The 25,230-nt window shown below is 65.0% G+C and carries 22 protein-coding genes; 16 read left to right on the forward strand and 6 right to left on the reverse strand.

The window, feature by feature from the left end:
* Positions 1 to 68: 68 nt before the first annotated feature.
* The 3 genes from BMX57_RS16450 to BMX57_RS16460 are packed head-to-tail and all read right to left on the reverse strand — an operon-like array spanning position 69 to position 2,696.
* Positions 69 to 1,814: a SulP family inorganic anion transporter gene (locus tag BMX57_RS16450; protein ID WP_092369663.1), complete on the reverse strand. Its 1,746-nt coding sequence runs from the start codon at positions 1,812 to 1,814 to the stop codon at positions 69 to 71.
* Positions 1,815 to 1,825: 11 nt separating this feature from the next.
* Positions 1,826 to 2,383: a rhodanese-like domain-containing protein gene (locus BMX57_RS16455; protein ID WP_092369666.1), complete on the reverse strand. Its 558-nt coding sequence runs from the start codon at positions 2,381 to 2,383 to the stop codon at positions 1,826 to 1,828.
* On the reverse strand, positions 2,346 to 2,696 hold the full coding sequence (locus tag BMX57_RS16460) for an ArsR/SmtB family transcription factor (RefSeq protein ID WP_244892201.1): 351 nt from the start codon (positions 2,694 to 2,696) through the stop codon (positions 2,346 to 2,348). Before BMX57_RS16460 ends, BMX57_RS16455 begins: the two co-directional genes overlap by 38 nt.
* A gap of 157 nt (positions 2,697 to 2,853) precedes the next feature.
* Here BMX57_RS16460 and BMX57_RS16465 point away from each other — a divergent pair, with 157 nt between their 5' ends.
* The 10 genes from BMX57_RS16465 (at position 2,854) to BMX57_RS16515 (ending at position 13,556) form a co-directional block, all read left to right on the forward strand.
* On the forward strand, positions 2,854 to 3,717 hold the full coding sequence (locus BMX57_RS16465) for an MBL fold metallo-hydrolase (protein WP_092369672.1): 864 nt from the start codon (positions 2,854 to 2,856) through the stop codon (positions 3,715 to 3,717).
* A gap of 50 nt (positions 3,718 to 3,767) precedes the next feature.
* Complete coding sequence (locus BMX57_RS16470) at positions 3,768 to 4,238, forward strand: carbonic anhydrase (protein ID WP_092369675.1); 471 nt, start codon at positions 3,768 to 3,770, stop codon at positions 4,236 to 4,238.
* A gap of 529 nt (positions 4,239 to 4,767) precedes the next feature.
* Positions 4,768 to 5,130 carry an NADH-quinone oxidoreductase subunit A gene (locus BMX57_RS16475; protein WP_092369678.1) on the forward strand — a complete coding sequence of 121 codons (363 nt, stop codon included), beginning with the start codon at positions 4,768 to 4,770 and terminating at the stop codon, positions 5,128 to 5,130.
* Complete coding sequence (locus BMX57_RS20795) at positions 5,127 to 7,112, forward strand: heavy metal-binding domain-containing protein (protein WP_218142433.1); 1,986 nt, start codon at positions 5,127 to 5,129, stop codon at positions 7,110 to 7,112. The genes BMX57_RS16475 and BMX57_RS20795 overlap by 4 nt, the downstream gene beginning before the upstream one ends.
* Entirely contained in the window at positions 7,109 to 8,008 is a 900-nt protein-coding gene (locus BMX57_RS16490; protein WP_092369681.1) for a complex I subunit 1/NuoH family protein, read from the forward strand. Before BMX57_RS20795 ends, BMX57_RS16490 begins: the two co-directional genes overlap by 4 nt.
* A complete protein-coding gene (locus tag BMX57_RS16495) occupies positions 8,005 to 8,520 on the forward strand; it encodes an NADH-quinone oxidoreductase subunit J family protein (protein ID WP_092369683.1) in 516 nt (171 codons plus the stop codon). The genes BMX57_RS16490 and BMX57_RS16495 overlap by 4 nt, the downstream gene beginning before the upstream one ends.
* Complete coding sequence (gene nuoK, locus BMX57_RS16500) at positions 8,517 to 8,828, forward strand: NADH-quinone oxidoreductase subunit NuoK (protein WP_092369686.1); 312 nt, start codon at positions 8,517 to 8,519, stop codon at positions 8,826 to 8,828. Before BMX57_RS16495 ends, nuoK begins: the two co-directional genes overlap by 4 nt.
* Positions 8,829 to 8,830: 2 nt before the next feature.
* Positions 8,831 to 10,720 (forward strand): NADH-quinone oxidoreductase subunit 5 family protein, encoded by a 1,890-nt coding sequence (locus BMX57_RS16505; RefSeq protein WP_229724278.1) that lies wholly within the window; start codon positions 8,831 to 8,833, stop codon positions 10,718 to 10,720.
* Between the two features lie 17 nt (positions 10,721 to 10,737).
* Positions 10,738 to 12,198: a complex I subunit 4 family protein gene (locus tag BMX57_RS16510; protein WP_092369692.1), complete on the forward strand. Its 1,461-nt coding sequence runs from the start codon at positions 10,738 to 10,740 to the stop codon at positions 12,196 to 12,198.
* The gene (locus BMX57_RS16515) at positions 12,198 to 13,556 is read left to right on the forward strand and encodes an NADH-quinone oxidoreductase subunit N (RefSeq protein WP_092369695.1); all 1,359 of its coding nucleotides are present in this window, start codon (positions 12,198 to 12,200) and stop codon (positions 13,554 to 13,556) included. Before BMX57_RS16510 ends, BMX57_RS16515 begins: the two co-directional genes overlap by 1 nt.
* Before the next feature lie 47 nt (positions 13,557 to 13,603).
* Here BMX57_RS16515 and BMX57_RS16520 read toward each other — a convergent pair whose 3' ends face one another.
* Complete coding sequence (locus BMX57_RS16520; protein ID WP_092369697.1) at positions 13,604 to 14,509, reverse strand: patatin-like phospholipase family protein; 906 nt, start codon at positions 14,507 to 14,509, stop codon at positions 13,604 to 13,606.
* Between the two features lie 255 nt (positions 14,510 to 14,764).
* Here BMX57_RS16520 and BMX57_RS16525 point away from each other — a divergent pair, with 255 nt between their 5' ends.
* The 6 genes from BMX57_RS16525 to BMX57_RS16550 are packed head-to-tail and all read left to right on the forward strand — an operon-like array spanning position 14,765 to position 22,574.
* Positions 14,765 to 17,122 carry a heavy metal translocating P-type ATPase gene (locus tag BMX57_RS16525; RefSeq protein ID WP_229724279.1) on the forward strand — a complete coding sequence of 786 codons (2,358 nt, stop codon included), beginning with the start codon at positions 14,765 to 14,767 and terminating at the stop codon, positions 17,120 to 17,122.
* Between the two features lie 16 nt (positions 17,123 to 17,138).
* On the forward strand, positions 17,139 to 18,587 hold the full coding sequence (locus BMX57_RS16530) for a YfcC family protein (RefSeq protein ID WP_092369704.1): 1,449 nt from the start codon (positions 17,139 to 17,141) through the stop codon (positions 18,585 to 18,587).
* Positions 18,588 to 18,613: 26 nt separating this feature from the next.
* Complete coding sequence (locus BMX57_RS16535; protein WP_092369707.1) at positions 18,614 to 19,843, forward strand: arginine deiminase; 1,230 nt, start codon at positions 18,614 to 18,616, stop codon at positions 19,841 to 19,843.
* Between the two features lie 25 nt (positions 19,844 to 19,868).
* Positions 19,869 to 20,870, forward strand: a complete 1,002-nt coding sequence (gene argF / locus BMX57_RS16540; protein ID WP_092369710.1) for an ornithine carbamoyltransferase — start codon at positions 19,869 to 19,871, stop codon at positions 20,868 to 20,870.
* A 3-nt stretch (positions 20,871 to 20,873) separates the two neighbouring features.
* Complete coding sequence (gene arcC / locus BMX57_RS16545) at positions 20,874 to 21,785, forward strand: carbamate kinase (protein WP_092369713.1); 912 nt, start codon at positions 20,874 to 20,876, stop codon at positions 21,783 to 21,785.
* 18 nt (positions 21,786 to 21,803) lie between these two features.
* Positions 21,804 to 22,574: an SDR family NAD(P)-dependent oxidoreductase gene (locus tag BMX57_RS16550; RefSeq protein ID WP_092369716.1), complete on the forward strand. Its 771-nt coding sequence runs from the start codon at positions 21,804 to 21,806 to the stop codon at positions 22,572 to 22,574.
* A 45-nt stretch (positions 22,575 to 22,619) separates the two neighbouring features.
* On the opposite strand, the gene BMX57_RS16555 is transcribed toward BMX57_RS16550, so the two are convergent.
* Both BMX57_RS16555 and BMX57_RS16560 read right to left on the reverse strand, forming a co-directional pair.
* Positions 22,620 to 23,663: a type II glyceraldehyde-3-phosphate dehydrogenase gene (locus BMX57_RS16555; RefSeq protein WP_092369719.1), complete on the reverse strand. Its 1,044-nt coding sequence runs from the start codon at positions 23,661 to 23,663 to the stop codon at positions 22,620 to 22,622.
* Entirely contained in the window at positions 23,660 to 25,012 is a 1,353-nt protein-coding gene (locus tag BMX57_RS16560) for an SAM-dependent methyltransferase (RefSeq protein WP_308419746.1), read from the reverse strand. The genes BMX57_RS16555 and BMX57_RS16560 overlap by 4 nt, the downstream gene beginning before the upstream one ends.
* Between the last annotated feature and the right edge of the window lie 218 nt (positions 25,013 to 25,230).

The raw sequence follows: 25,230 nt of genomic DNA on the forward strand, positions 1-25,230 counted from the left end.
CCGTTCGCCACAATCCATGCGCTTGATTTGCGACCGCCCGCGGGGAAGAGGTGCGCTGCGGTCGCCTGTCACGCCGCTTTCGGGTCCGTGGCAGCGCCCAGATCGCACATGGCGTCGTGCGTGCTGAGGAAGACCCGTCCGGCGCCGAGGCTCTTGGTAAAGCCGACACGCTTCAGCCGGTCCATCACGGGGCCTTTGACCTCGGCCAGATGCAGCGTGACACCCGCATCGGCCAATCGTTCGGCCAGGGTTTCCAGCGTATCAAGCGCGCTTGCGTCGATGAAGTTCACCGCACTCATGATGAGAACCAGGTGGTCGATTTCAGGCCGGTCGGCCACGCGGCCCAGGAGTTGGTCTTCAAGAAAAGCGGTGTTCGCAAAGTACAGGCTTTCGTCGACGCGCACCATCAGCACCGCCGGATCGGTCTGAACATCATGGCGCAGGATGTTGCGGAAATGCTCGGTCTCGCCGACGCGGCCGACCTCGGCCATATGAGGCCGGCTGGTGCGCCAGAGGTAAAGGGCGATGGAAAGAGCGGCCCCGACAAGGATGCCGATTTCCACACCAAGCGTCAGCACCGCAAGGAATGTCGCGATCAGCGAGGCGGCGTCTGCCTTGTTGTACCCCCACGCCGCGCGCAGGGTCTGAAGGTCAATCAGGTTTGCCACCGCCACGACGATGATCGCCGCAAGTGTCGCCTTGGGAAGGAAATACAGAAGTGGCGTGAACAGAACGACCGTGACCGCGATCAGGACGGCGGTGATGATCGACGCCATGGGCGTGACCGCACCTGCCGTGAAGTTCACCAGCGACCGGCTGAAACCGCCCGTGACCGGATAGCCACCCGTCACGGACGCACCGATATTGGCTGCACCAAGCGCGATCAATTCCTGGTTTGCGTCGATCTTCTGGCGGCGTTTGCTGGCCAGCGATTTGGCCACCGACACGCTTTCGAGAAAGCCCACGACCGCGATCAGCGCTGCGGCAGGCAGGAGTTGCTCGATCAAACCCATGTCGAGGTTGGGCAACGTCAACGGCGGCAGCCCTGCCGGAATGTCGGCCACGATCGCCACGCCCGCCGTCCGGTCGAGCGCGAACAGCCAGACCACAAGTGTCGTTGCAAGGACCGCGACAAGCGGTCCGGCCTTGGCGAGGGAGTCCGATGATGCGGCGCCGAAGCCCATGGCCCCAAGCAGGGCCGAGATGCGCGATTTGAACAGCAGCAGGATCGCCAGCGAGGCTGCCGCGATCGCAATGGTCGCGGGGTTGATCTGACCGATATGGGTCACGGCATGGGCAATGGTCTCGGTGATCAGGTGACTGCGAGGGATGTCGATGCCCAGAAGGTGCTTGAGCTGGGAAAACCCGATGACCAGGGCGGCCGCACTCGAAAAGCCCGAGATCACGGGGTGGCTGAGAAAATTCACCAGAAAGCCGAGCCGCGCGAGGCCCATCCCGAGAAGGATCGCGCCGCTCAGAAACGCCAACATGACCGCTCCGGCCAGATAGCCGGCGCTTCCGGCTTCGGCGAGTTCCCCAAGCGTCGTGGCGACCATCAGCGACACGATCGCCACCGGCCCGACCGCAAGTGCGCGGCTGGATCCGAGCAACCCGTAGAACACCAGCGGAACGATGCTGGCGTAAAGACCCACCTCGGGCGGCAGACCCGCCAGCAGCGCATAAGCCATGCCCTGGGGCACAAGCATGATCGCCACGATCAGCCCGGCCATGCCGTCGCCGGCCAGCATCGCCCGGCTGTAGCCGGGCAACCAATCGAGAATGGGAAGCACCCTCCCGAGATTCTGGGCGGTCATCGGACCTCTCCTTAGATCGTAGCGGGGTCAGCCACCGCTTGTTGGCCGGTCATGACCCGGTTCCAGGGCATGTGTTTGAGCATGCTCGCCATTGCGCAGGTGCCGGTGAGGCCGGCCTGTGTCAGGCCCGCGCCGACAAGGGCGCTGAGGGCGGCGAACCACGGGTTGACCAGAACGGCGAGCACGATCCCCAGAAGCACAAGGCTTCCGGCCGTGATCTGAACCTGCCGCATGATGCTGATCGGGGCCTTGGCAGTCTCGTTCACCTTGTAGCCGGCCTCTCTCCAGCCCTGGATGCCGCCTTTCAGCTGATAGGTCTCGCGGAAACCGGTGCGCAGGATTTGCGGCGCGGCCGCCTCGGTCCGACCGCCCGAACGACAGTGGAACACGGCGATCTTGTCGTGATCGCGCGGAAAGTCGTCCGCGTTGAAGCCCGAAAGCGGCACAAGATGCGCCTCAGGAATATGCTCCTTGATCCATTCGTCAGGCTCGCGCACGTCGATCAGAACGGCCTCGCCGGAGGCCAGAAGGTCATGCGTCTTCTGGGGGTCGATTGTCTTGAGTGTCATGTTCGGTCTCCTGTCCATCCACGGCGCCGCCGCAGTATTTTGCGTAGAGAAACTCCAAAACCTCAGCGACGTTGGGATCGACGATGCGGTAGAACATCGTCTGCCGCTCGCGCCTTGCCTTGACGATCCGTTCCCGCCTGAGAACGGCGAGTTGCTGCGAGACAGCCGTTTCACGCGCGTCGATCGCCTCGGCCAGCTGCCCGACCGATTTCTCGCTCTCGGTCAGAAGGCAAAGGATCATCAGCCGGCTTCTGTTCGACAGCAGGCTCATGAGGTCGCAGACATCGTCTGCCGTGGAAGTCATTTCTTTCATATTCATACTTGCGCAGATAAGAAGGTAATCCTACTTGGTCAAGAGGAGACGAGCGGCCGCGACCCCGAAGCCCGACCAATTCGGGCGATTGCGCAAAATCAATCTGGGAACGCGGCACTCGCTTGAACGACGCAAACCGGCAACAAGGAGATTGCCCATGAAACCGGAAGTCACAGCCTTCTTCGACGAGGCCACTTTCACGGTGTCCTACGTTGTCAAAGACCCTGACAGCGACAGCTGCGCGGTCATTGACTCGGTTCTGGACTACGATCCGAAATCGGGCCGCACCGACACCACATCGGCTGATGAGATCATCGCCCATGTCAAAGACAACGGGCTCAAGGTCGAATGGCTGCTGGAAACCCATGCCCATGCCGACCACCTGAGCGCGGCGCCCTACATTCAAAAGGAATTGGGCGGCACGACCGCCATCGGTGCCCATATCACCGAGGTGCAGGATGTCTTTGCCAGGCTCTTCAACGTGGAAAAGGGGTTTCAGACCGATGGGCGCCAGTTCGAACACCTGTTTCAGGACGGCGAAGAGTTCAGGATCGGCGGGGTCACGCTGCGTGCGATGCACACGCCCGGCCATACCCCGGCCTGCCTGACCTATGTTGCCGAAGGCGCCGCCTTTGTCGGCGACACGCTCTTCATGCCGGACTTCGGCACCGCACGGGCCGATTTTCCGGGCGGCGATGCCCGCACATTGTATCGGTCCATCCAGAAGGTCCTCGCCCTGCCGGACGAGACGACCCTTTACATGTGTCACGATTACAAGGCGCCGGGCCGCGACGAATACGCATGGGAAACCACGGTTGCCGAGGAAAAGGCGCATAACGTCCATGTGGGCGCAGGCAAGACCGAGGATGAGTTCGTCGCAATGCGCGAAGCCCGCGATGCCAAACTCGACATGCCGACGCTGATCCTGCCATCGGTGCAGGTGAACATCCGCGCCGGCAAGCTGCCACCCGAAGAAGACAACGGCGTGACTTACCTGAAAATCCCGATCAACCAGCTTTGACCATGTTCAGGGGGTCGCCCATGCGGCGCCCCCGGTTCCAGGAGACTGAGATGACCCTCTCGACGAAGCCGGCAATCGATGCACTTCCCTTCACGTGTCCATCGCAACAGGCCGAGGCGCTTGTGCTCAACTGTATGGATCACCGTCTGATCGGTGCTGTGGCTGACTACCTCGATGGGCGCGGTCTGACGGGCAAATACGACCAGATCGTGCTCGCCGGTGGTGCCGTTGGCGTCATGGCGGATGAAACCGCCCCTTGGGCCGAAACCTTCTGGGCCCATGTCGGACTTGCGCGCGAACTGCACGGGATTTCACGGATCATCGTGATCGACCACCGCGACTGCGGCGCCTGCAAGGCGTTTGTCGGCAGCGATTGCGCCGAAGACCCGGACCACGAGATTGCAGTTCACACGCAAAGGATGGAAGCGCTCGCCGACGAAATCCGGACCCGCGAGCCGGGCCTCAAGGTCGAGCTGCTCTTCATGGATCTCGATGGGAGGGTGGAAACGCTCGATCAGTGATCCAGAAGAGTTCAGTCGATCGGCCGGAAAGAAGCCGCCCACACGGAAAGTGATCGAGGTGGACCAATGCGGCGTACGCGCAGATTGCGACCGCCGCGTTCGCCAAATGCGGCTCCTTGACTCGGATCAGTCGCACGCCAACGTGCGGGGCTTGTGAAAGGGGGAGTGTCGGCGCAATGGCTGCCGACCCGAGACCCGACTTCCCTCCTGACCTCGGAAGGGTCCGTCGGTGTTTTCCTGGCCTCATGCGGCCTTGGTTTCCAGTCCCGAATTCATTGCAAACTCCTGCGGCGAGAGATTGCCCAGGGCGCGAGTGGGGCCTGTTGCGGTTGTGATCAGCCCCATCTGAGTGGTCCGGTTCCAATGTTGGTGCATGACCGGATTTTTCGGAGAACTGCAATGATCCGTAGAGCGCATCGTCTTTGCTTGACGGCAGCCCTGGCGCTGGTGCTGGCGTTGGCTTGATTGTGCCGTACTGCGTAAACCCCTAACCTGATTGGGATTCGACAGCCTGAAGGAGGTGCCAAGGATGAGCGAGCTTTCCCAATACGCGATCCTTTTCGGGCTGAGTGTCGGTGTATTCGGTTTCGTGCTCAGCCTCTATGGGTTCGCCCGGGCCATCGGGCGGGCGCGCGCGGAACCGGGCAAGGACGTGCCCGCCACCGCCGGCACCCTGTCGCGCGATCCGGTCTGGGTCCGCTATCATGCGCGCTATGCCGGCTATGCGCTGCTGTTCCTGGCCTTCGATATGGAGATGGCATTCATGTATCCGTGGGCGGTCGTCTACCGCGAAGAGGGGCTGATCGCCCTGCTCGACATGGGCGTTTTCCTCTCCATTCTGTTCCTGGGACTGCTCTATGGCTGGAGCCAGGGCGCATTGAGGCGGCAATGACCATCGCCGGGGCGCATGCGGGTGCGATGACTGGACTGAGAAGGCTGATCTCAGGTGCCATGGCGCGCGATCTGACGGCCTTCGTGCTGCCCGGCCCGTCTGTCGCGCGGTCGATGGGGCTTGACCTGGCCGGGTCGCACCTGCGGGTCGTGGGCACCCCGCGCCATGCGAGCGTGCTGATCGTCGTCGGCCCCTTGCCTGCCGGTTTGCGCGATGCCGCCGCCGTCATCTACGCGCAGATGCCGCGCCCGCGTGCAATCCTCGCGCTGGGCGCAGGCGACATCGCCCCGTTGCCCGATGCGCACGTTTCGGCGCCGCTGACACGGGCCGGGCTGCAATCCGGGCTGGCCGATCTGCGGCGCGTCATCGCCGCGGGGGCGTTTCGCGCGGACACCGGGGAGTTTACCGCCCCCGCTCTTGAGGTGCGCGTGGAATACACCTGCCCGATGCACCCCGAAATCGTCCGCGACGCCCCCGGAGACTGCCCCAAATGCGGCATGACGCTGGTGCCGCGGGAAACCGCGTCCAATGGACATGGTGGGCACGACACCCCCCAGGAGGACACGCCAAGCCCCGCCGGTCACGCACATGCGGGCCACGCCGACGACGCCGGCGGAGAGGGGCCCTACATCTGCCCGATGCATCCCGAGGTCGTCAGCGATGTGCCCGGCAAGTGCCCCAAATGCGGCATGTTTCTGGTGACGGCGGAGGAGGTGGAAAGCCACGGGCATGGGCACGGCGATCACGGCCAAGGGCATGGCAGTAAAGCACAGGGAGCGCATATGCACGGCGATCCCGCGGCCGGTTCCGCGCAGATGCACCATGATGTCCCGGACGAAGCGCATCACGGACATGAAGGCGATGGCGACCACTGCGGCCATGGCGAACAGGCGGACCATGCCGGGCACACTGGTCATGCCGGACATGGCGACCACTCCGCTGCGGGTCTGGACGGCATCGAGCCGCATTTCATGTCGATGGTCGAGTTGACCGAGGGCCAGCCGCGCAGCAGCGACGGGTTGCAGATGGAATGGATCGAGGCGCCTTTCGGGCCGTTTTTCCCCGGTCTGCCGGCCGGTCTGCATCTGAACCTGACGCTGGATGGCGATAGCGTGGCGGGCAGCGAGGTCAGGAGCCTTGTCGGGGCGACGGAATTGGTGGATGGCCCGCAGATGACGGCAGGCGATTTCGTCGAGCGTCTGGCCGCCATGATGCCGCTCAGCCCTGCAGCCTATCGCACGCTGGCCTGTGCTGCGGTCGAGGAGGCCGCCGGCGTCGAACCCGACCATAACGCGCGCCGTGGCCGCGCCGCCGCCGTGGAACGCGAGCGGATCGCAAGCCATCTGGGCTGGTTGGCCGAGTTCGGCCTGCAGTCGGGGTTTCTCTGGCTCGCCGCGCGGGCCGGGGCGTTGCAACTGGCGGTGGGGAACGCTGACATTGACGGGATCGCCGCGCAGGCCGGGGCGATCCGGCGGCTGATCCGCCGGGTCGAGGCGGCACCGCTGATGCGGATGCGACTGAGACGCATCGCGCGCATCGGCAAGGACGCCCCGGCCAGCGGCCCGGTGGACCGGGCGCGGGGTGGCGGGGCGGATGCCCGCGCGGGCGATCCAACGCTGATTGCCCTCGGTTTCGAGATGCGCGTCCGCGACGGCGGCGATGCGCTGGCCCGGCTGCGGCTGCGCTGCGACGAGATCGCCCAGAGCCTCGATCTGATCGCGGCGGCCGGGAGGATCGCCGTGCCGCGGCTGCCGGATGTGGGCAGGGTGTCGGGCGAGGGCGCGGCCCGCATCGAAACACCGCGCGGCGCGGCGTCGCTGAGCGTGAAGCTGGTGGATGGAAAGGTCGTCGAGGCCGAACTCGACACGCCGTCAGACGTGAACATCGCCCTTGTCGAAACGGTGACGGCGCAGCAGGAACTGGGTGACGCCCTGAGCGCCGTCGCCTCGCTCGACCTGTCGCCGTGGGAGGTGCGTGGATGAGCATTGTCGTCGTTCTCGTGTCGCTTGCCGCCGGGGCCTATGTGCTGGCCGTCATCGAACGATGGGCCGTGCAAGGGCACCTGAGCCTGACGGGTCCGGCCTGGGCCGCCTTGGCGCTTCTGGGGCGGGAATCGCTTCTGGCGCGCAAATCCGACCGGTTGTTCTTTGAGCTTGGGCCGGTCCTGCTGTTGGTGGCGGGGCTGATGGCTGTGGCGGTGATCCCGCTGGCGCCGGGGCTTATCATCACCGACCTGGCGACCGGGGCGCTGTTCCTGAACGCCGCGCTGGCCTATGTGCTGGTGGCGCTGATCATGGCCGGTTGGGGGCCGAACGGGGCCTACGCCATGATCGCGGGCTGGCGGTTTCTGGGCCAGTTCATCGCCTATGCGATGCTGATCGTGATGCCGATCACCGCTGTCGCCATGCGCGCGGAATCGCTCTCGACGGTTGAGATCGTCGCCTCGCAGGCGCAGCTCTGGAACGTGCTTTACCAGCCGATGGGATTTGCCCTCTTTGTCGTGGCGGCGATGGGGCTCGCGTGGTTGCCGCCGCTGGACCTGCCCGATGCGGCCGGCGAATTGGCCGGCGGGGTCGAGGCGGAATATACCGGCGTGCGGCTGGCGGTGTTGCGACTGGCGCGGATGGTCATCATCCTGGCGCTGGCGGGGGCGACGGTGACCTTCTACCTGGGCGGCTGGCTGGGCCCGTGGCTGCCGCCCTGGGGCTGGAGCGCGATCAAGATCCTGGCCGTGGCGGCGGCCATGCTGAGCGTCGGGCGCTACATGCCGCGCATCCGCGAGGCGCGCTATCTGGCGCTGAGCTGGAAACTGGGGATCTCGCTGGCGCTGGCCAACATCTTTGTCGTGGGCGTGATTGCGCTGGTGGTGCCGATATGACGGTTCAGATGATCTTTCTGGCCTTCTTCGGCGGCGCGGCTCTGTGGTTCGGCGTCGTGGTCTTTCGCACCCATTCGATGGTGCGCTCGGCGCTGGCGCTGCTGTTCTCGCAAACCGCGATCGGGGCGATGTTTCTGGTCATGCAGGCCGAGTTTCTGGGCGTGTTGCAGATCATGATGATGGCCACGGAAATGAGCGTGATGGCGATCTTCATGGTGATGTTCATGATGGATCCGGGCGGCATGGGCAAAATGGACATGACCCACCAGAAGCGCCTGTCGCTCTGGGCCGGCGGCATCGGGCTGCTGGCCGCGCTGTTGCTGGTCTGGCTGCCCGATTGGGGTCCTGTCGCCCTGTCGGTGCCGGGCGCGCATGAACAGGCCGCCGATCTGGGCCGCGAATTGCTGGGCCGATCGATGTTCATCTTCCAGTCGGCGGGGCTGACCATCCTGACAGCGATGATCGCGGCCACGATGGTGGCCATTGTCCCCAACGCGGAGCAGCGCAAATGATCCTGGAACTCATGATCGCGCTCAGCGTCGGTGCGGGGTTGTTCGGTGTCGGGCTCTACGGCGCGCTGAGCCAGACCAACCTGGTGATGATCGTCATGGGGGTCGAACTGATCCTGGCCGCGGCCCTGGTCAACCTGGTGGCGTTCTGGCGCTACCTGCATCCCGACGAGCCCGCGGGTCAGATGTTCGTGCTGATCGTCATGGCGGTGATGGCGGTCGAGATGGCGGTGGCCTTCGGTATCGCCATCGCCCGGTTCCGGGTGCGCGGCTCGGTCGAGATGGAAGAAGCGCGCGAGTTGAAGGGATGACGATGCTGGCGCTCACCATCCTTGCACCGCTGCTGGCGGGCATCGCGGCGCTGGCCCTGCGGCGCGCACCCGAAGCGATTGCGCTCTGGGGCATCGGCACCGGGTTTCTGGCGGCAATGACGGTTCTTGCAGGGGCCGTTGCAGGCGATGCGGCGCAACTGGTCCTGCCGGGCCTGCCGCAGATGCCGCTGCGGCTTGTCGCGTCGCCGCTGACGGCGGTCATTTCGGCCATGGTGGCGACGGTGGCGGCCTGTGTGGTGGTCTATGCGGTCGGTCACATGCGCAGCGACCCCGAAAGGCCGCGCTTTTTCGGGATCCTGCTGCTGTTCGTCGCCGCAATGCAGGCGCTGGTGCTGGCGGGCGACTGGATCACTGTGCTGGCCGCGTGGGAACTGATCGGCTTTTCCAGCTATCTGCTGATCGGCTTCTGGCATGGGCGCGACGGCGTGCCCGGTGCCGCGACGCGGGCGTTTCTCTACACCCGCAGCGCCGATCTGGGGCTCTATCTGGGGATTTTCGTGCTGATCGGCCAGGCCGGCACCTCGGAGATTTCGGCCACGCTGGCGATCACCGGCACACCGGCGCTGGTGGCCGGATTGTTGTTGCTGATCGGCGCGATGGGCAAATCGGCGCAGGTGCCGCTGCAGGACTGGTTGCAGCGCGCCATGGCCGGGCCGACGCCGGTTTCGGCGCTGCTGCATTCCGCGACGCTGGTGGCGGCGGGGGCGATCTTGCTGATCCGGGTGGCGCCGATGCTGCCCGGCGGGGCCTTGCTGGTGGTCGGGCTGGTCGGCGGCGTGACGGCGGTTGTTACCGGTCTGATCGCGCTGGCCGAGCGGGACCTGAAGCGGCTGCTGGCGGCCTCGACCTCCAGCCAGTACGGGCTCATGCTGCTGGCCATCGGCGCGGGCGTGCCGGTGGCGGCGCTGCTGCACCTGATCGCCCACGCGGCGATCAAGAGCATGCTGTTTCTGGGCGCGGGCGTGTTCCAGCACGACCGCAACAGCACCGACATGGAGGCGGTTGCGGGCGCGGGCCGGGCTCGGCCGCTGGTGCTGGCCGGTTTCGGCATTGCTGCTCTGGCGCTGGCGGGGATCCCTCCGCTGGCGGGGTTCTTTTCCAAGGATGCGGTCCTTGCCGCCGCGCTGGCTGCCCCGGGGGCCGCGTGGCTCGCGCCGCTGGCACTGGCGGGGACGGTGCTGACCGGGGCCTATATGGCGCGGGCGCTGCGGGTGCTGTGGCAGGGCGAGGCCCAGCCCGTTTCGGGCAAGGGGATGGGCTGGATGTCTGCGGGCATGGCGGTGCTGACGGCGCTGGCGGCGGGGCTTGGATTCGCCTTCGCGCCGCTGGAACATCTGCTTGAGGCCGAACTGCCGCCGGAAGGAACCGCGATGATCCTCGGGCTTGCCGCCGCGCTGAGTGGCCTGGTGCTGGGCTGGGTCATCGCACCCGCCCGCCTGATGGGGCCCGTTCTGCCCCGGGCGCAGCGCGGCTTTGCCGTCGCGGGCGGGATGGACGGGCTGGTGCTGCGCCCGGCGCTGGCCATTGCCGCCGCCTGCGAGCGGTTTGAACGGCACCTGCTGGCCGCGCAGCTTGGCCTTGTACGAATCCTGAGCCTTGGCACCGCATCCCGCACCGACGCAGCCGACAATCGCCTTTACGCCGCGACTCTCGATCTGGGCCGGTTGAACCTGCGCCTCGGCGACCGCGCAGAGACCACCGACACAGACGGCATCGACGGCCTGATCTTTGGCCTTGTCGACCGGACAATTGCCGCCGGCCGCCGCCTGCGCCTGCTGCAAAGCGGGCTGATCCACCGCGAACTCGCCCTGACTGTCATGGGCATTGCCGTCATTGCGGCGGTGCTGCTGACGGTCCCAATCATTTCCTGACGAAAGACGACCCCGCCATGCCCCTCCTCTCGATCTCCGTCTTTCTGCCGCTCCTGACTGGATTGCTGCTGATGGCGCTGCCAAACAAGTCGGCCCGCATCGCCCATGGCGTTTCCATCGCCACCACCGGGCTGACATTCCTCGTGACGCTGGCGGTCTGGGCGCGGGGCACGCTTCCGGGCGGATTTGCTCAGGTCGAGGAGATCGCATGGATCCCGGCCATCGGCGCGGCTTACAGACTGGGCATTGACGGGCTGAGCCTGCCGCTGATCCTGCTGACCTCGCTGCTGTTTTTCCTGTCGGCGATCTATGCGGCGCGGATCACCGACCGCCCGGCGGTCTTTGTCGCGCTGATGCTGATGCTGGAGACCGCCTCGATCGGCACCTTCGCCGCGCTGGATGCGCTCCTGTTCTACGTCTTCTTCGAGGTGTCGCTGGTGGGCATGTATTTCATGATCGTCGGCTGGGGCTATGAAGAGCGGCAGCGCGCCGGGTTGATGTTCTTCATCTACACGCTTCTGGGGTCGCTGCCGCTCCTGCTGGCGATCATCGGGCTGTATCTGGCCACCGGCACATTTGACATGCGTCTGTGGATCGAGACCCCGCCGCTGACCGGGCTGGCCGCGATGCTGGCGCTGATCGCGATGCTGTTCACCTTCGCGGTCAAGATCCCGTCCTTTCCGGTGCATACCTGGCTACCGGCCGCCCACGTGCAGGCCCCGACCGTGGGAAGCGTGATCCTGGCCGGCGTGATGCTGAAATTCGGCACCTATGGCCTTGTGCGGTTCGCCTTGCAGATGACCCCCGACGCCTTTGCGCGGGCCGGTCTGGTGGTGCTGGCCTTTGGCGTGTTCAGCGCGCTTTACGGGGCCTTCGTGGCGCTGGCGCAGTCGGACCTGAAGAAGATGATTGCCTATACCTCCGTCAACCACATGGGCTATGTGGTGATCGGCGTGGCGGTGGCGGCGTTGACGCTGGACCCCGATCTGCGGGCGGTCGCGCTGAATGGGGCCACCTTGCAGATGGTCAGCCACGGCATCGTCACCGGGGCGTTGTTCTTCCTTGTCGGCATGTTGCAGTCGCGCGCCCACGATCGCGACATGGCTGCATTCGGCGGGTTGCTGGGGCAGGTGCCGAGGCTGGGCTGGGCCTTCGTTCTGTCGGCCTTCGCCTCGCTGGGGCTGCCGGGGCTGGCGCATTTCCCGGCCGAATTCCAGATCTTCCTGGCCACGTTGAACGCCCAGCCCTGGGCCATTGTGGCGATCATCGCCATCGTGGTGACGGCGGGGCTGTATCTGCGCGCGATCGCGGCGGTGTTTCTGGGCGAGCGGAACGAGAAATGGGCGGCGATGCCCGATCTGGACCGGGGCGAGATGCTGACCATCGCGCCGCTGCTCATCCTCATCATCCTGATCGGGATCGCGCCGTCCTGGTTGCTGGGCATGATCGACGCGACGATGCGGGCGCTGCAATTCTGATGGCGCGCGACCTGTCATTTCTGTTTCCCGAGTTGCTGCTGGCCTCCACGGTCGTGCTGATGCTCGTGGCCGAGATGCTGCGCGCGCCGCGCCTGGCGCTGATATTCGGATTGATCGGGCTGGGCCTCTCCACCGCGCTGACCCTTCCGCTGCTGGAGGCCGACACCAGCGTCTTTGGCGGCACCTACCGCGTCGATCTGCTGTCGGGCTGGGCCAAGCTGATCCTGCTGCCGGGAACCGCGCTGGCACTGCTGATGACACGGGCCGAGATCGCCGGGCAGGACCGCGAGGGAAGTGTCTATGCGCTGTTGTGTCTGGTCACGCTGGGCGCGCTGATGCTGGCGGGCGGCGGCGACATGATGCTGCTGGTGCTGGGCGTGGTGCTGACGGGTCTCGGCTCCTTCGCGATGGTCGCCTGGCCGCGCGACGATGCGGCGACCGAGGCGGCGATGAAATACCTGGTGTTCGGCGCCGTCACCGGATCGGTGATGATCTACGGGCTGACCTTCTGGTTCGGCGGCGCTGGGTCGACGCTTTTTTCGGAACTCGGTGCGCTCGACGGCAAGCCGCTGATCGCGCTGGCGGGGCTGGTCGCGGTGCTGATCGGGCTGGGCTACAAGGCGGCGCTGGTGCCGTTCCAGTTCTGGGCACCCGACGCCTATGACGGCGCCCCGGTCTCGGTCGCGGCGTTTCTGTCGGTCATCACCAAGGTGGCCGCGATAATCGCCTTTGCGCAGGTGCTGCGCGATCTGCCGGTCGCCACCGGCTGGCCCGTTGTCGTTGCGCTGATCGCGGCGGTGACGATGACATTCGGCTATCTGGCGGCGCTCGTGCAGAGCAATGTCGTAAGGCTGCTGGCCTATTCCTCGGTGGCGCAGGCGGGCTATTTCATGATGGGGATCGTGGCGCTTGGCACCAGCCCGCTGGCGCTGCCTTCGGTGATCGTGTTCGGCGCGGCCTATGTGGCGATGAACCTCGGGGCCTTTGCCGTCATCATGATCGCGGGACGCGATCTGGACGACTTCAGGGGCTTCGGCCGCGCGCGCCCGGTGATCGGAGTGGCCATGGTCGTGTTCCTGCTGTCGCTCACCGGCATTCCGCCGCTCTTCGGCTTTGTCGGCAAGGTGCTGCTGTTCGGGGCCGCGACCGAGGCCGGCTATCTGTGGCTGGCGGTGATCGGGATCCTCAACAGCGTGCTGGCGCTGGCGGTCTATCTGCGCATCGTGGTGCCGATGTATCAGGCGGGCGATGGCGATGCGGGGCGGACGGAGGTGGCACCGCCGCTGTTGGTCGTGCTCGGGGCGACCGCGCTGGTCACGGTGCTGATGGGGCTGTTCGCGGGGGTGTTTCCCGGCTGACGCAAGGCGCGGTCCTGTACCGTTCGCGCCCGGCGTGATCTGTCGGGTCAACCTGACAGCGGATCGGCCAACCGCTTCGGCTGTCCGCGATCGAGCAACGCGCCGATTTCAGCGTATGCGCGGCGGGTGGCCACGGCTCCTGCAGCGATGCAATGACGCTTGAGCCCGAACTCCAGTGTGCCGATCGACTGCCCAAAAACGGGGCGGATCACCAGATCCGCCTGGGCGAACCGCAGATTTGCGTGTTCATACTGGCAGATCTCTATGGATCGCAGCATCGCCTGCATTCCGTTTTTCGGGCCAATGGCGTTTTCGGGCTGGCTCGGGTCCACCGCGATCACCACCTCTGCGCCTGTGGCCCTTGCCACATCGATCGGCGCTATATCGACATAGGCCCCGTCCATCAGAACATGCGGTCCATCGACCAGGGGCGGCAGTATTCCGGCGAGCGCCGCGCTGGCATAGATGTAATCCGTGGCATGCCCCTTGCCGAACACCACACGTGTCCCGGTCAGCATATCCGTCGCACAAACCAGAACAGGTATTCGCCCATCCTCAAGGTTCCTGCCCTGCGTCAGGCGGGACAGGACGCTGCGGCCCCATGTCTCGGTGCGCGCGCCAACCCCCCAGCCGAAATACATGTCCCGCGCGGCCAGCAATGCGGTCCGAAGGCCCCTCATCCTTGCGGCCAGACCCGGCAGGCGAAAATCCGGGGTCGCTGGAAACCCGTTGGTGTCCATGCCCACCAACGCGTCGTACCAATCGTCGTTCAGGGCGTAGGTGGCGCCGACGACCGCGCCCATGGAAACGCCGACGATGGCGCTGGGGACATAGCCCCTGGCGACAAGCGCGCGCAGCACACCGGCATGCGACAGGCCCCTTGCGCCGCCGCCACTGAACACAATGGCAAAGGATTTGTGGGGTTTGTGGCCCGGCCTTGCCAGCCCCGTCATTGTCCAGCCTCCGTTCCAGGGTCTCTGTCAAGTGTGTCAGGACTGACGCTGTACGAGGCACATTGTTACATGACCGGACCGGCCCCGCGCCCCGTTCTGACCGACCGGCGCCGGTAGACCTGCACGGCGGTCGCCGCCCGGCCAATTCCCGCCGAAAGCAGTGTAACGCCCGAGGCCGAGCCGCGTCCATCTACCAAACATCCAAACGGTCGTTCCCGATCGCAACAAAATGGACTGGAGCCGAAATTGAAATCATTGACCCTTGAGGTCCGCGGGCTTTTCGAGGAACTCGATCACCTCGCGGTCGAACGCCATTTGTCAGCTCTCGACGGAGTGCGCAGGGCCGAAGCGAACCCTGCATCGGCAAGCGTGACAGTCCATTACGATGAGACGGCAGTGGGGGAGGACGCGCTTCGCAAATCAGTTGAGGCCTGCGGATTTCACTGCGGCGGGGAGCGGGTTCCAAACCATGTCTGCCATGCGGATCATCACGGCAGCGGCGCTGGTGCACCGGCCGGTCACGACGCGATGGCGCACGAGATGGGCCATGGCGGCGGCATGGACATGGCCGGGATGGTCCGCGACATGCGCAACCGCTTCTGGGTGGCGCTTCTGTTCACCGTCCCGATCTTCATCTATTCGCCGATGGGGGGCATGTTCACGCCGCCCGCGCCGCCTTTCGGTCTGCGGCTGGACCTGTGGCTGTTCTTCCTGGGAAGTGCCGCGATCATCTGGCCAAGCTGGCCGTTCTTCGTCGCCGCCTGGCGGGCCTTGCGCAACGGCATCCTGAACATGGCCGTGCTGGTCGTGCTGTCGGTCGGCACGGGCTACGTGTTCAGCGTCGGCTCGACCTTCTTCTTTCCCGGCGTGCAGTTCTACGAGGCCGTGGCGGTGCTGCTGGTCTTCATCCTGCTGGGGCATTGGCTCGAGATGCGCGCACGGGCAGGGGCCTCGGCTGCGATCCGGGCGCTGCTCGATCTTGCGCCGCCGATGGCAACCGTCATCCGCGACGGGCAGGAGGTCGAGGTGCCCACCTCCGAAGTGCTGGAGGGCGAGATCGTGCTGATCCGGCCCGGCAACAAGATCCCCGTTGATGGCGAGGTCATCGGAGGCGCGTCGCTGGTCGACGAATCCATGCTGACGGGCGAATCCATGCCGGTGAACAAGGCCGTGGGCGACACCGTGATCGGCGCCACGATCAACAAGAGCGGCAGTTTCCGCTACCGCGCCACCAAGGTGGGTGCCGATACCGCGCTGGCACAGATCGTCAAGCTGGTGCAGGAGGCGCAGAACTCCAAGGCACCCGCGCAGCTTCTGGCCGACCGCGCGTCGCAATGGCTGGTGCTGATCGCCATCGTGATCGGGCTTGCGACCTTCGCGGTCTGGTTCTGGTGGATCGGCTCGCCGCTTCTCTTCGCGCTGACGCTGACGATCACCGTTTTCGTGATCGCCTGTCCCGATGCGCTGGGGCTGGCCACGCCGATGGCGGTGATGGTCGGCACCGGGCTGGGGGCGCAGCACGGCATCCTGTTCAAGAACGCCGGCGCGCTGGAAGATGCGACCAAGCTGGACGTGATCGTCTTTGACAAGACCGGCACGCTGACCATGGGTCAGCCGCGCGTGGTTGAGGTCGTAGCTGCCGAGGACAGCAATGAAGATGACGCGCTGCGGGCTGCGGCGGCGGTCGATCGCGGATCGGACCACCCGCTGGCGCTGGCCATCGTCGAGCGCGCCGCGGATCTCGACGCGCCGCAGATGACAGGGTTTCTCAACCTCGAAGGCCGCGGTGCCCGCGCCGAGATCGCAGGCGAAACCGTGCTTGTCGGCAACCGTCGGCTGATGGACGAGGAGGGCATCGACGTCGGTCCCCTGACAGCCGAGGCCGAGCGCCTGAAGGGCGAGGGCCGCACCGTCGTCCATGTGGCGCAGGCGGGCCGGATGCTGGGCCTGATCGCCATTGCCGACGCGCCGCGCCCGAGCGCGATGGCCGCCGTGGCCAAGCTGCGCGAACGCGGCGTCGAGGTTGCGATGCTGACCGGCGACAACGAAGGCACGGCGCGCCGCATCGCGGGCGAGCTGGGCATCGACATGGTGCTGGCCGACGTGCTGCCGGGCCAGAAGGCCGAGAAGGTGAAGGAGCTTCAGGCCCAGGGCAAAAAGGTCGGCATGGTCGGCGACGGCGTCAACGACGCGCCCGCGCTGACCCAGGCCGATGTCGGCTTTGCCATCGGCGCGGGCACCGACGTGGCGATGGAAAGCGCCGATGTCGTGCTGATGAAAAGCGATCCCTACGATGTCGTGGGGGCCATCGAGCTGTCGCGCGCCACCTTGCGCAAGATGCACCAGAACCTGTTCTGGGCGGTGGCCTATAACGTGATCGCCTTCCCGATGGCAGCAGGCGTTTTCTACCCGCTGATCATCAGCCCCGCCGTTGCGGCGATTGCGATGTCGGGCAGTTCCGCCCTGGTCGCCGTCAACGCGCTGCTGCTGAAACGCACCCGGCTGGAAGGCCTCCGCGCGGGCAACACCGACCGCGCCGGCGGCGACGGGCAGGGCGATGCGCAGGCAGGCCAGGTGCCGCTTCACGCCGGACACTCACAGAAGTCGCATTGAAAGAGGGGGTTTTGAGATGTCTGACACTTCGTCGACGAAAACACCGGACGGGCAAGGCATGGCGGCGCGGTTTCCCACCGCCTATTCCATCCTGTTCGGACTCATTATCGTCGTTGCGGCGCTGACGTGGATCATACCGGCGGGCCAGTACGACCGCGCCATGAACGAAGAGGTCGGGCGCGAGATCGCGGTGCCGGGCACGTTTCAGACGGTCGAGCCGAACCCGCAGGGCTTCGTCGACGTGATGCTGGCGCCCGTCGCCGGGTTCTACGATCCCGACAGCTATGCCGCCAATGCCATAGACGTGGCGCTGTTCGTGCTGCTGCTGGGAGGCTTTCTGGGTGTGGTCAACGCCACCAAGGCCATCGACACCGGAATCCAGACCGCGATGCTGCGCCTGAAGGGGCACGAGATCTGGATGATCCCGATCCTGATGTCGCTGTTTGCGCTGGGCGGCACCACCTATGGCATGGCCGAGGAAACGCTGGCCTTCTACGCGCTGCTGATCCCGGTGGTGATTGCGGCGGGCTATGATTCCGTGACTGGCGTGGCGATCATCCTGATCGGCGCCGGGATCGGCACGCTGGGCTCGACCATCAACCCCTTCGCCACGGTGATCGCGTCGAACGCGGCCGGCATCCCGTTCACCGACGGTATCGCGCTGCGGCTGGTCCTCCTTCTGGGCGGCCTTGCGATCTGCGTCGCCTACGTCATGCGCTATGCCGCGAAGGTCAAGGCCGACCCGGCCCGGTCCGTCGTTGCCGCGCAACGCGACAGCGACCGGCAGTTCTTCCTCAACGACACGGATGCGGAATTTACCGAGCCGAAGCTGAGCGCCACACAGAAGCTGGTTCTCATCCTGTTTTTTGCGACCTTCGCGGTGATGATCTGGGGTGTCTCCAGCCAGGGATGGTGGATGGCCCGGATGGGTGCGCTGTTCTTCGGGATGGCCATCGTCGTCGGGCTGGTCGCGCGGATGGGCGAAAAGACGCTGACGGCCGCCTTTGTGGACGGGGCCAAGGATCTGCTGGCGGTGGCCCTTGTGATCGGTCTGGCCCGCGGCATCGTCGTGATAATGGAGCAGGGCCTGATCGCCGACACGATCCTGAACAGTGCCGCCGACACGCTTGGTGGCCTGCCCCAGATCGCGTTCATCAACCTGATGCTCTGGATCGAGATCGGGATGAGCTTTCTGGTGCCGTCGTCCTCCGGCCTTGCCGTCCTGTCGATGCCGATCCTCGCGCCCTTGGGGGATTTCGCAGGCGTCGGCCGAGACCTTGTGGTGACCGCCTATCAATCGGCAAGTGGCCTTGTGAACCTGATCACGCCCACCTCTGCGGTTGTGATCGGCGGTCTGGCCATCGGGCGCGTGTCGTTCGACCGCTGGGTCGTCTTCGTCTGGCCCCTGCTGCTGATCCTCGTCGTCTTCATCTCGGCCGGGATCAGCCTGGCCGCCATTCTCTGATTTGAACGAAAAAGGAGGCATCCAGGATGTCTGAACCGAAATTGGGCGTTCATTCCGAAACCGGCAAGCTGCGTCAGGTGATCGTATCGCCCCCCGGCTTGGCGCATCGCCGTCTGACACCGGACAACCGCGAAGACCTGCTGTTCGACGATGTGTTCTGGGTCAAGCAGGCGATCAAGGATCACGCCGTCTTTGCCGATATCATGCGCGGCGAAGGGGTCGAGGTGCTGGACGCCATGGTGCTACTGGGCGAGACGCTGGACATTTCCGAGGCGCGCGCCTGGGTTCTCGACCACCGCATCACCCGCAACGACGTGGGCGTCGGGATGCGGGACGATCTGCGCGGCTGGATGGAATCCCTGCCCGGAGCCGAGCTTGCGCGATTTCTGGTCGGCGGGATCAGGGTGGACGATCTGCCCTTCACGCCCTCCGGCATGTTCGGCAGCTATCTCGGCCCCAACGGTTTCGTCCTGCCGCCGCTGCCGAATTTCATCTTCACACGGGACAATTCGGCGTGGGTTTATGGCGGCGTCAGCCTGAACCCGATGCATTTCCCGGCGCGGCGGCCCGAGACGCTGCTGATGGCGGCGGTCTATCGGTTTCACCCATCCTTTGCCGGGCAGGCGCGCGTCTGGTTCGGCGATCCGACGCGCGAATTCGGCACGGCCACACTGGAAGGGGGCGACATCATGCCCATCGGGCATGGTGTCGTCATGGCCGGCATGGGCGAACGCTCGACCCCGCAGGCGGTGGGCCAACTGGCCGAAACGTTGTTCGAGGGGGGCGACGTGACGCGGGTCATCGCCTGCCAGATGCCCAGCTCGCGCGCGGCGATGCATCTGGATACGGTTTTCACCCATTGCGGCGGCGATGTCGTGACCACCTTCAAGGAGGTGGCGGATTCCATCAGCTGCTACGATCTTCGCCCCGGTCAGGGCAAGGTGCCGCTCGATATCCGCCGCGATGCCCGCCACCTGTTCGAGATCACGGCGGAGATACTCGGTCACAAGAAACTGCATCTGGTGCCCACGGGCGGTTCTGATGCCGCCGAGCAATCGCGCGAACAGTGGAATGACGGCAACAACGTGCTGGCGCTGCGCCCCGGCATCGTCATCGGCTACGACCGCAACGACGACACCAATGCCGCGCTGAACGAGGCCGGGATCGAGGTGCTGGCCATTCCCGGTGCCGAACTGGGCAGGGGCAGGGGCGGCAGCCACTGCTTGAGCTGCCCGACGATCCGCGACGCGATCTGAACCACCCCGACGACAAGGAAATCCCATGTCCTACAATCTGCGAAACCGCCATTTCCTGACCCTGCGCGATTTCACGCCACAGGAAATCGGCTTTTTGCTGAAACTCTCCGCCGACCTGAAGGCGGCGAAATACGCCGGCACCGAGGTGCCGCGCCTGACCGGAAAGGAAATCGCGCTCATCTTCGAAAAGGACAGCACCCGTACCCGGGTGGGTTTTGAGGTGGCGGCCCACGATCAGGGCGCGCATGTGACCTATCTTGGCCCCTCGGGGTCGCATCTGGGCAAGAAGGAAACCGTCAAGGACACCGCCCGCGTGCTGGGCCGGGTCTATGACGCGATCGAATATCGCGGATTTGGTCACCCGATTGTCGAGGCGCTGGCAAAATATGCCGGGGTGCCGGTCTACAACGGGTTGACAGACGAGTTTCACCCGACCCAGATCCTCGCCGATTTTCTGACTATGCAGGAACATTCCGACAAGCCGCTGCGAGAGATCGCCTATTGCTTTCTGGGAGATGCGGGCAACAACATGGGTGACAGCCTGCTGATCGGCGGGGCCAAGATGGGCATGGATGTGCGCCTGTGTGCGCCCGAAAGCCTGTGGCCCGAGCAAGCGATCCGCGACGAGGCCGATACCATCGCCGCCGAAACCGGGGCACGGATCATGCTGACCGAGGATGTGGATGCCGCCGTGGGCGGCGTCGATTTCGTCTATACCGATGTCTGGGTTTCGATGGGTGAGCCGAAGGAAAGATGGGCGGAACGGATTGAGCTGTTGACGCCCTACCAGGTGAATTCCGACGTGATGGCCAAAACCGGGAACCCGAGGGTGAAATTCATGCATTGCCTGCCCGCCTTCCACAACGCCGAGACCCAGGTCGGTGCCGATATCGAAGCGACATTCGGCATCACCGCGATGGAGGTCACCGAAGAGGTGTTCGAAAGCCCGGCCTCCATCGTCTTCGACCAGGCCGAGAACCGGCTGCACACTATCAAGGCGGTTCTTGTCGCCACGCTGGGAAGCTAGCCCATGCTTGTCGTTGCAGCCCTCGGGGGAAACGCGCTTCTGCGCCGCGGCGAACCTCTGACAGCCAGGGCCCAACGCGCGAACGTCGCCACCGCGGCCGCCGCGTTGGTGCAGATCATCGAGGCCGGCCACCAACTGGTCGTGACCCATGGCAACGGACCGCAAATCGGCCTGTTGGCACTTCAGGGCGCCGCCTACAAACCCGATGAGGTGTTCCCGCTGGATGTGTTGGGGGCAGAAACCGATGGCATGATCGGCTACATGATTGAGCAGGCGCTGGAGAACGCTCTTGGTCATGACCGCCCGGTCGCTACCCTGCTGACCCAGGTCGAGGTCGATCCCAAGGATCCGGCCTTTGCCAGGCCGACAAAGTTCATCGGTCCGGTCTATGACAGGGCCGAAGCCGACCGGCTGGCTGAGGCGCGGGGGTGGAGCATCGCGGCGGATGGGTCGCATTGGCGGCGGGTCGTTCCCTCGCCTATGCCGATGGACATTCCGGACTTGCGGGTGCTCCAGCTCCTGCTCGCGCAGGACGTGACGCTGATCTGTGCGGGTGGTGGCGGCATTCCGGTTGTTCGTCGGCCGGACGGATCGTTGATCGGAATCGAGGCGGTGATCGACAAGGATCACGCAACCGCCCTTCTGGCCCACAAACTGAACGCCGACGCGCTACTGCTGCTGACGGATGTCGAGGCCGTGTACCGCGACTTCGGCACCGACTCGCAGGCCGCGATAGGGCAGGTGTCACCGGAGGACGCGGTGCGTCTGGACTTGCCCGACGGGTCGATGGCGCCGAAGGTGGCCGCCGCCGCGACTTTCGTATCCGATCGCGCGCGTTTCGCCTCCGTGGGCCGCCTGGAGGATGCACTTGCCATGCTGGAAGGCCGCGCGGGAACAATGATCGCAAACACCTGAAACAAAGGAGGACAATCCATGAAACGTCTGAAGGACAAAGCCGCCCTGATCACCGGGGGCGCGGCGGGTATCGGTCTGGAAACCGCGCGGCTCTTCCTGAGCGAAGGGGCCAGGGTCGCGCTTGTGGACCTCGACGAAGACGACCTGTCGGACGCTGCGCGGGATCTGGGCAGTCCGGAGGACCTGCTGACCATCGCAGCCGATGTCTCCTCGGTCGAGGATTGCAAAAGATACGTCGCGCAGACCGTCGAGGCATTCGGGCGCATCGACGTGTTCTTCAACAATGCCGGAATCGAGGGCAAGGTCGCGCCGCTGGTAGACCAGAAGATCGAGGATTTCGACCGCGTGATGGCGGTCAATGTGCGCGGCACGTTCCTTGGGCTGCAGCATGTCCTGCCGGTGATGATGGGGCAGAAATCCGGCAGCGTGATCAACATGTCGTCCATTGCGGGCCTCAAGGGCAGCCCGAATGTCGCGCCCTACATCACCTCCAAACATGCCGTCGTCGGCTTGACCCGCGCCGCCGCGATTGAGGCCGCGGGCCACAACGTGCGGATCAATTCCGTGCATCCCTCGCCGGTCAACACGCGGATGATGCGGTCGCTGGAGGATGGGTTCAATCCCGGCCACGGCGATGAGGTGAAGCAGAAGCTTGCCGGCACGATCCCGCTGGGTCGATACGGCGAAAGCATCGATATCGCCAATCTGGTCCTGTTCCTTGCCTCCGACGAATCCGCCTTCATCACCGGAGCGCAATATCCCGTCGACGGGGGCATGGCGGCGGGCTGATCGGGTTTCTGCCCGGATGGGTTTGGAACCTGCTGCCGGGGGCTGTCAGGTCGCCGTGAATGTCCCGACACCAAGCGCCGCGTTCGTGCGCGCAATCGACGCCGGTCCGTCGCGCTCGACGTCGGTCAGGGCACGGATCGCGTCGATGGTTTCGGGGATCACGATGGCCTGGTTGTCGACCATGTAGGCATAGAACAGCTCGTCGCCCTCGACCTTGAGCATGTCCTCCCACAGGGCAACCTCGTAGAGACTGTCGTTGGGGCGTCCGAAATCGGCCATCATCTCCTTGACCGCGTTGAGCGCGCCCAAGCCCTCCGACATCCGGATCAACGCGATGCGCGAGGAGGCGCGGAACGCCTCCAGGACCTCGTCCCTCGAAGCCTTGCGCGGCATCCTGACCGACCAGTAGTGCAGATGGGCAAGCGTCTGCGGCACCTTGACCGCCATCGTGATCACGTCGAGATCGGGATCGACGCTTTGTGCATCCGGGCCCTGATGGCTGGGAATCCCGGGTTCGGGGACAAGCGTGTTCATGATGCCGCCCAGATGGCTTTCCCACGGGTCGGTGGCGCGGCGCAGCAGCGTTCCGCGCGCCGAACCGAGAAGCCCCGCAGCTTTCAGCGCCGCCAGCGTGCGCACGATCGAGGTCGTGTTGCAGGAGACGACGCGGGTGCTGTCGCGTCCGATGGCGCTGGCATAATTCGCTTCGGCGACGAAGGAATGGCCTGTCACCTCGTGCTTCTCGCCACCATGGACGATGAACCGGATACCCGTTTCGCGGTAGGTCTCGACATTGCGCGCGGCGACTTCTTTCGGTGTGCAGTCCACAACGATGTCGGCGGAGGCGAGCAGATCGTCGAGTCCTCCGGCCATGTCGAGACCGGCCGCGCGCATGGCCGGGGCGCGATCCGGGTCGGCCGCGTAAAGCGCAAAGCCCTTCGAGGTCGCCATCCTGGCCCGCCAATCGGCGGTGATGTCCGCCACGCCGGCCAGCTCCATGTCCTTTTGCACGGCAACCGCGTCCGCCACCCGCTTGCCGATCACGCCGTATCCGTTCACGGCCACTCTGATCCGTTTTTCGTCTGTCATGGTGTTCTCCCGGTCCTATCGGACGATATGTTCTTGGCGATCTGACCTGCCTCGGCTTCGGCGATGTAATCCCGGGTGAGCGGAACCGTGTCATGGCGTTTGGCAAGCTGGATCTGGAAGACCATCAACCGTCCATTCCGGAACGCCATTTCGCAGACGGCAAGGTAGAACTCCCACATGCGGCAGAACCGCTCGTCATAAAGCGTTCGCGCGGTCTCGCGCTCTGCGGCGAAGCGTTCGGACCAGTGGCGCAGTGTTTCGGCGTAATGCAGGCGCAGAACCTCGACATCCGTGACCCACATCCCCGACCGCTCCGCCGCCGCGATGGTTTCGGACAGGGTCGGCAGATAGCCGCCGGGGAAGATGTATTTCCGGACCCACGGATCGCTTCCGCCCTTGGGCGCCTTCGTGCCGATCGCGTGCAACAGGCCTACGCCATCAGGTTTCAGAACCCGCTGGAGCGTGCCGAAAAATGCGTCGAACCCGCTGCGGCCTACATGTTCGAACATGCCAACCGACACAACGCGGTCGTACTGGCCCCTCTCTTCGCGGTAATCGCGCTGCTCAAACGTGACCCGACCGGACAGGCCCGATTGCGCGGCACGGTCGCGGGCGGCGGTGATCTGTTCGGTCGAGAGGCTGAGGCCGGTGACGCGGGCGCCGTGTTGCCGTGCAAGTTCCACCGCCAGCCCGCCCCAGCCCGAGCCGATATCGAGGACCTCCAGCCCGGGCCGCAGCAGCAATTTTGCCGCTATATGCCTTTTCTTGAGCGTCTGGGCCTCATCCAGGGTCTCCGTCCCGGTCGGGAAATAGGCGCAGGAATATTGCCGGTCCGCATCGAGAAAAAGGTCATACAGTTCGGTCGAGATGTCATAGTGATGTGCCACGTTCGCGTGGGACCGGCTGATCGGATTGTGATGCAGCCTGCGGTTCCGAAACGCATCCAGGCAGCGGTTCAACCGTCTGCCGGGCAATGCGTCGATGGTATCCATGTCCGTCATGCAGATCGACAGCAGGTCGCGCAAGGTGCCCGCCTCGATGCGCAGCGTCCCGTCCATATAGGCCTCGCCAAGCGCCAGGCTGGGATTTGCAAGCAGTTGCGCAGGCAGCGCCCTGTCGGTCAAACGGACAGATACGGCGGGTTCTCCGCCGGGACCGAAACGCCAGGTCTCGCCAAGGGGATCGAAGACGGTGAGGCGACCGATGCGAACGAGGCGGCCAAGCGATTTGGCGAGCAACCACATGCCCGCCCGTGCCGGCGCGAGACGTCCGCGTAGAATACGGCTCCCTTCGTGTTCGAAGCGTTCGTTGTGAGAGGTTTCGCTATCGGACATGATCGCATGCTCCATCTCGCTTTTCTTCCAGGGGCGGCATCAACGGCCGCTTTCTAGTAAAACAGACGAAGGACGAAAATGTTCATTACAGAGCGATGGCCCGCCGATCCGGCGGATGATCGCAAATGGCGGGCATGTGCTGGCAAAACCATTGAGGCTGATCGGCGCATCCTCGCCGGGGGATCACAGACCGCGATCCGTGAATTGCACACACGCCGGTGAGAGAAGGCCAG

The organism is Cribrihabitans marinus (assembly GCF_900109035.1).
Taxonomy (GTDB): Bacteria; Pseudomonadota; Alphaproteobacteria; order Rhodobacterales; family Rhodobacteraceae; genus Cribrihabitans; species Cribrihabitans marinus.

Bases quoted from the DNA above. Each gene is read 5' to 3' on its own strand.
- BMX57_RS16450 (WP_092369663.1), bottom strand. From the start codon at position 1,814: ATGACCGCCCAGAATCTCGGGAGGGTGCTTCCCATTCTCGATTGGTTG.
- BMX57_RS16455 (WP_092369666.1), bottom strand. From the start codon at position 2,383: ATGACACTCAAGACAATCGACCCCCAGAAGACGCATGACCTTCTGGCC.
- BMX57_RS16460 (WP_244892201.1), bottom strand. From the start codon at position 2,696: ATGAAAGAAATGACTTCCACGGCAGACGATGTCTGCGACCTCATGAGC.
- BMX57_RS16465 (WP_092369672.1), top strand. From the start codon at position 2,854: ATGAAACCGGAAGTCACAGCCTTCTTCGACGAGGCCACTTTCACGGTG.
- BMX57_RS16470 (WP_092369675.1), top strand. From the start codon at position 3,768: ATGACCCTCTCGACGAAGCCGGCAATCGATGCACTTCCCTTCACGTGT.
- BMX57_RS16475 (WP_092369678.1), top strand. From the start codon at position 4,768: ATGAGCGAGCTTTCCCAATACGCGATCCTTTTCGGGCTGAGTGTCGGT.
- BMX57_RS20795 (WP_218142433.1), top strand. From the start codon at position 5,127: ATGACCATCGCCGGGGCGCATGCGGGTGCGATGACTGGACTGAGAAGG.
- BMX57_RS16490 (WP_092369681.1), top strand. From the start codon at position 7,109: ATGAGCATTGTCGTCGTTCTCGTGTCGCTTGCCGCCGGGGCCTATGTG.
- BMX57_RS16495 (WP_092369683.1), top strand. From the start codon at position 8,005: ATGACGGTTCAGATGATCTTTCTGGCCTTCTTCGGCGGCGCGGCTCTG.
- nuoK (WP_092369686.1), top strand. From the start codon at position 8,517: ATGATCCTGGAACTCATGATCGCGCTCAGCGTCGGTGCGGGGTTGTTC.
- BMX57_RS16505 (WP_229724278.1), top strand. From the start codon at position 8,831: ATGCTGGCGCTCACCATCCTTGCACCGCTGCTGGCGGGCATCGCGGCG.
- BMX57_RS16510 (WP_092369692.1), top strand. From the start codon at position 10,738: ATGCCCCTCCTCTCGATCTCCGTCTTTCTGCCGCTCCTGACTGGATTG.
- BMX57_RS16515 (WP_092369695.1), top strand. From the start codon at position 12,198: ATGGCGCGCGACCTGTCATTTCTGTTTCCCGAGTTGCTGCTGGCCTCC.
- BMX57_RS16520 (WP_092369697.1), bottom strand. From the start codon at position 14,509: ATGACGGGGCTGGCAAGGCCGGGCCACAAACCCCACAAATCCTTTGCC.
- BMX57_RS16530 (WP_092369704.1), top strand. From the start codon at position 17,139: ATGTCTGACACTTCGTCGACGAAAACACCGGACGGGCAAGGCATGGCG.
- BMX57_RS16535 (WP_092369707.1), top strand. From the start codon at position 18,614: ATGTCTGAACCGAAATTGGGCGTTCATTCCGAAACCGGCAAGCTGCGT.
- argF (WP_092369710.1), top strand. From the start codon at position 19,869: ATGTCCTACAATCTGCGAAACCGCCATTTCCTGACCCTGCGCGATTTC.
- arcC (WP_092369713.1), top strand. From the start codon at position 20,874: ATGCTTGTCGTTGCAGCCCTCGGGGGAAACGCGCTTCTGCGCCGCGGC.
- BMX57_RS16550 (WP_092369716.1), top strand. From the start codon at position 21,804: ATGAAACGTCTGAAGGACAAAGCCGCCCTGATCACCGGGGGCGCGGCG.
- BMX57_RS16555 (WP_092369719.1), bottom strand. From the start codon at position 23,663: ATGACAGACGAAAAACGGATCAGAGTGGCCGTGAACGGATACGGCGTG.
- BMX57_RS16560 (WP_308419746.1), bottom strand. From the start codon at position 25,012: ATGGAGCATGCGATCATGTCCGATAGCGAAACCTCTCACAACGAACGC.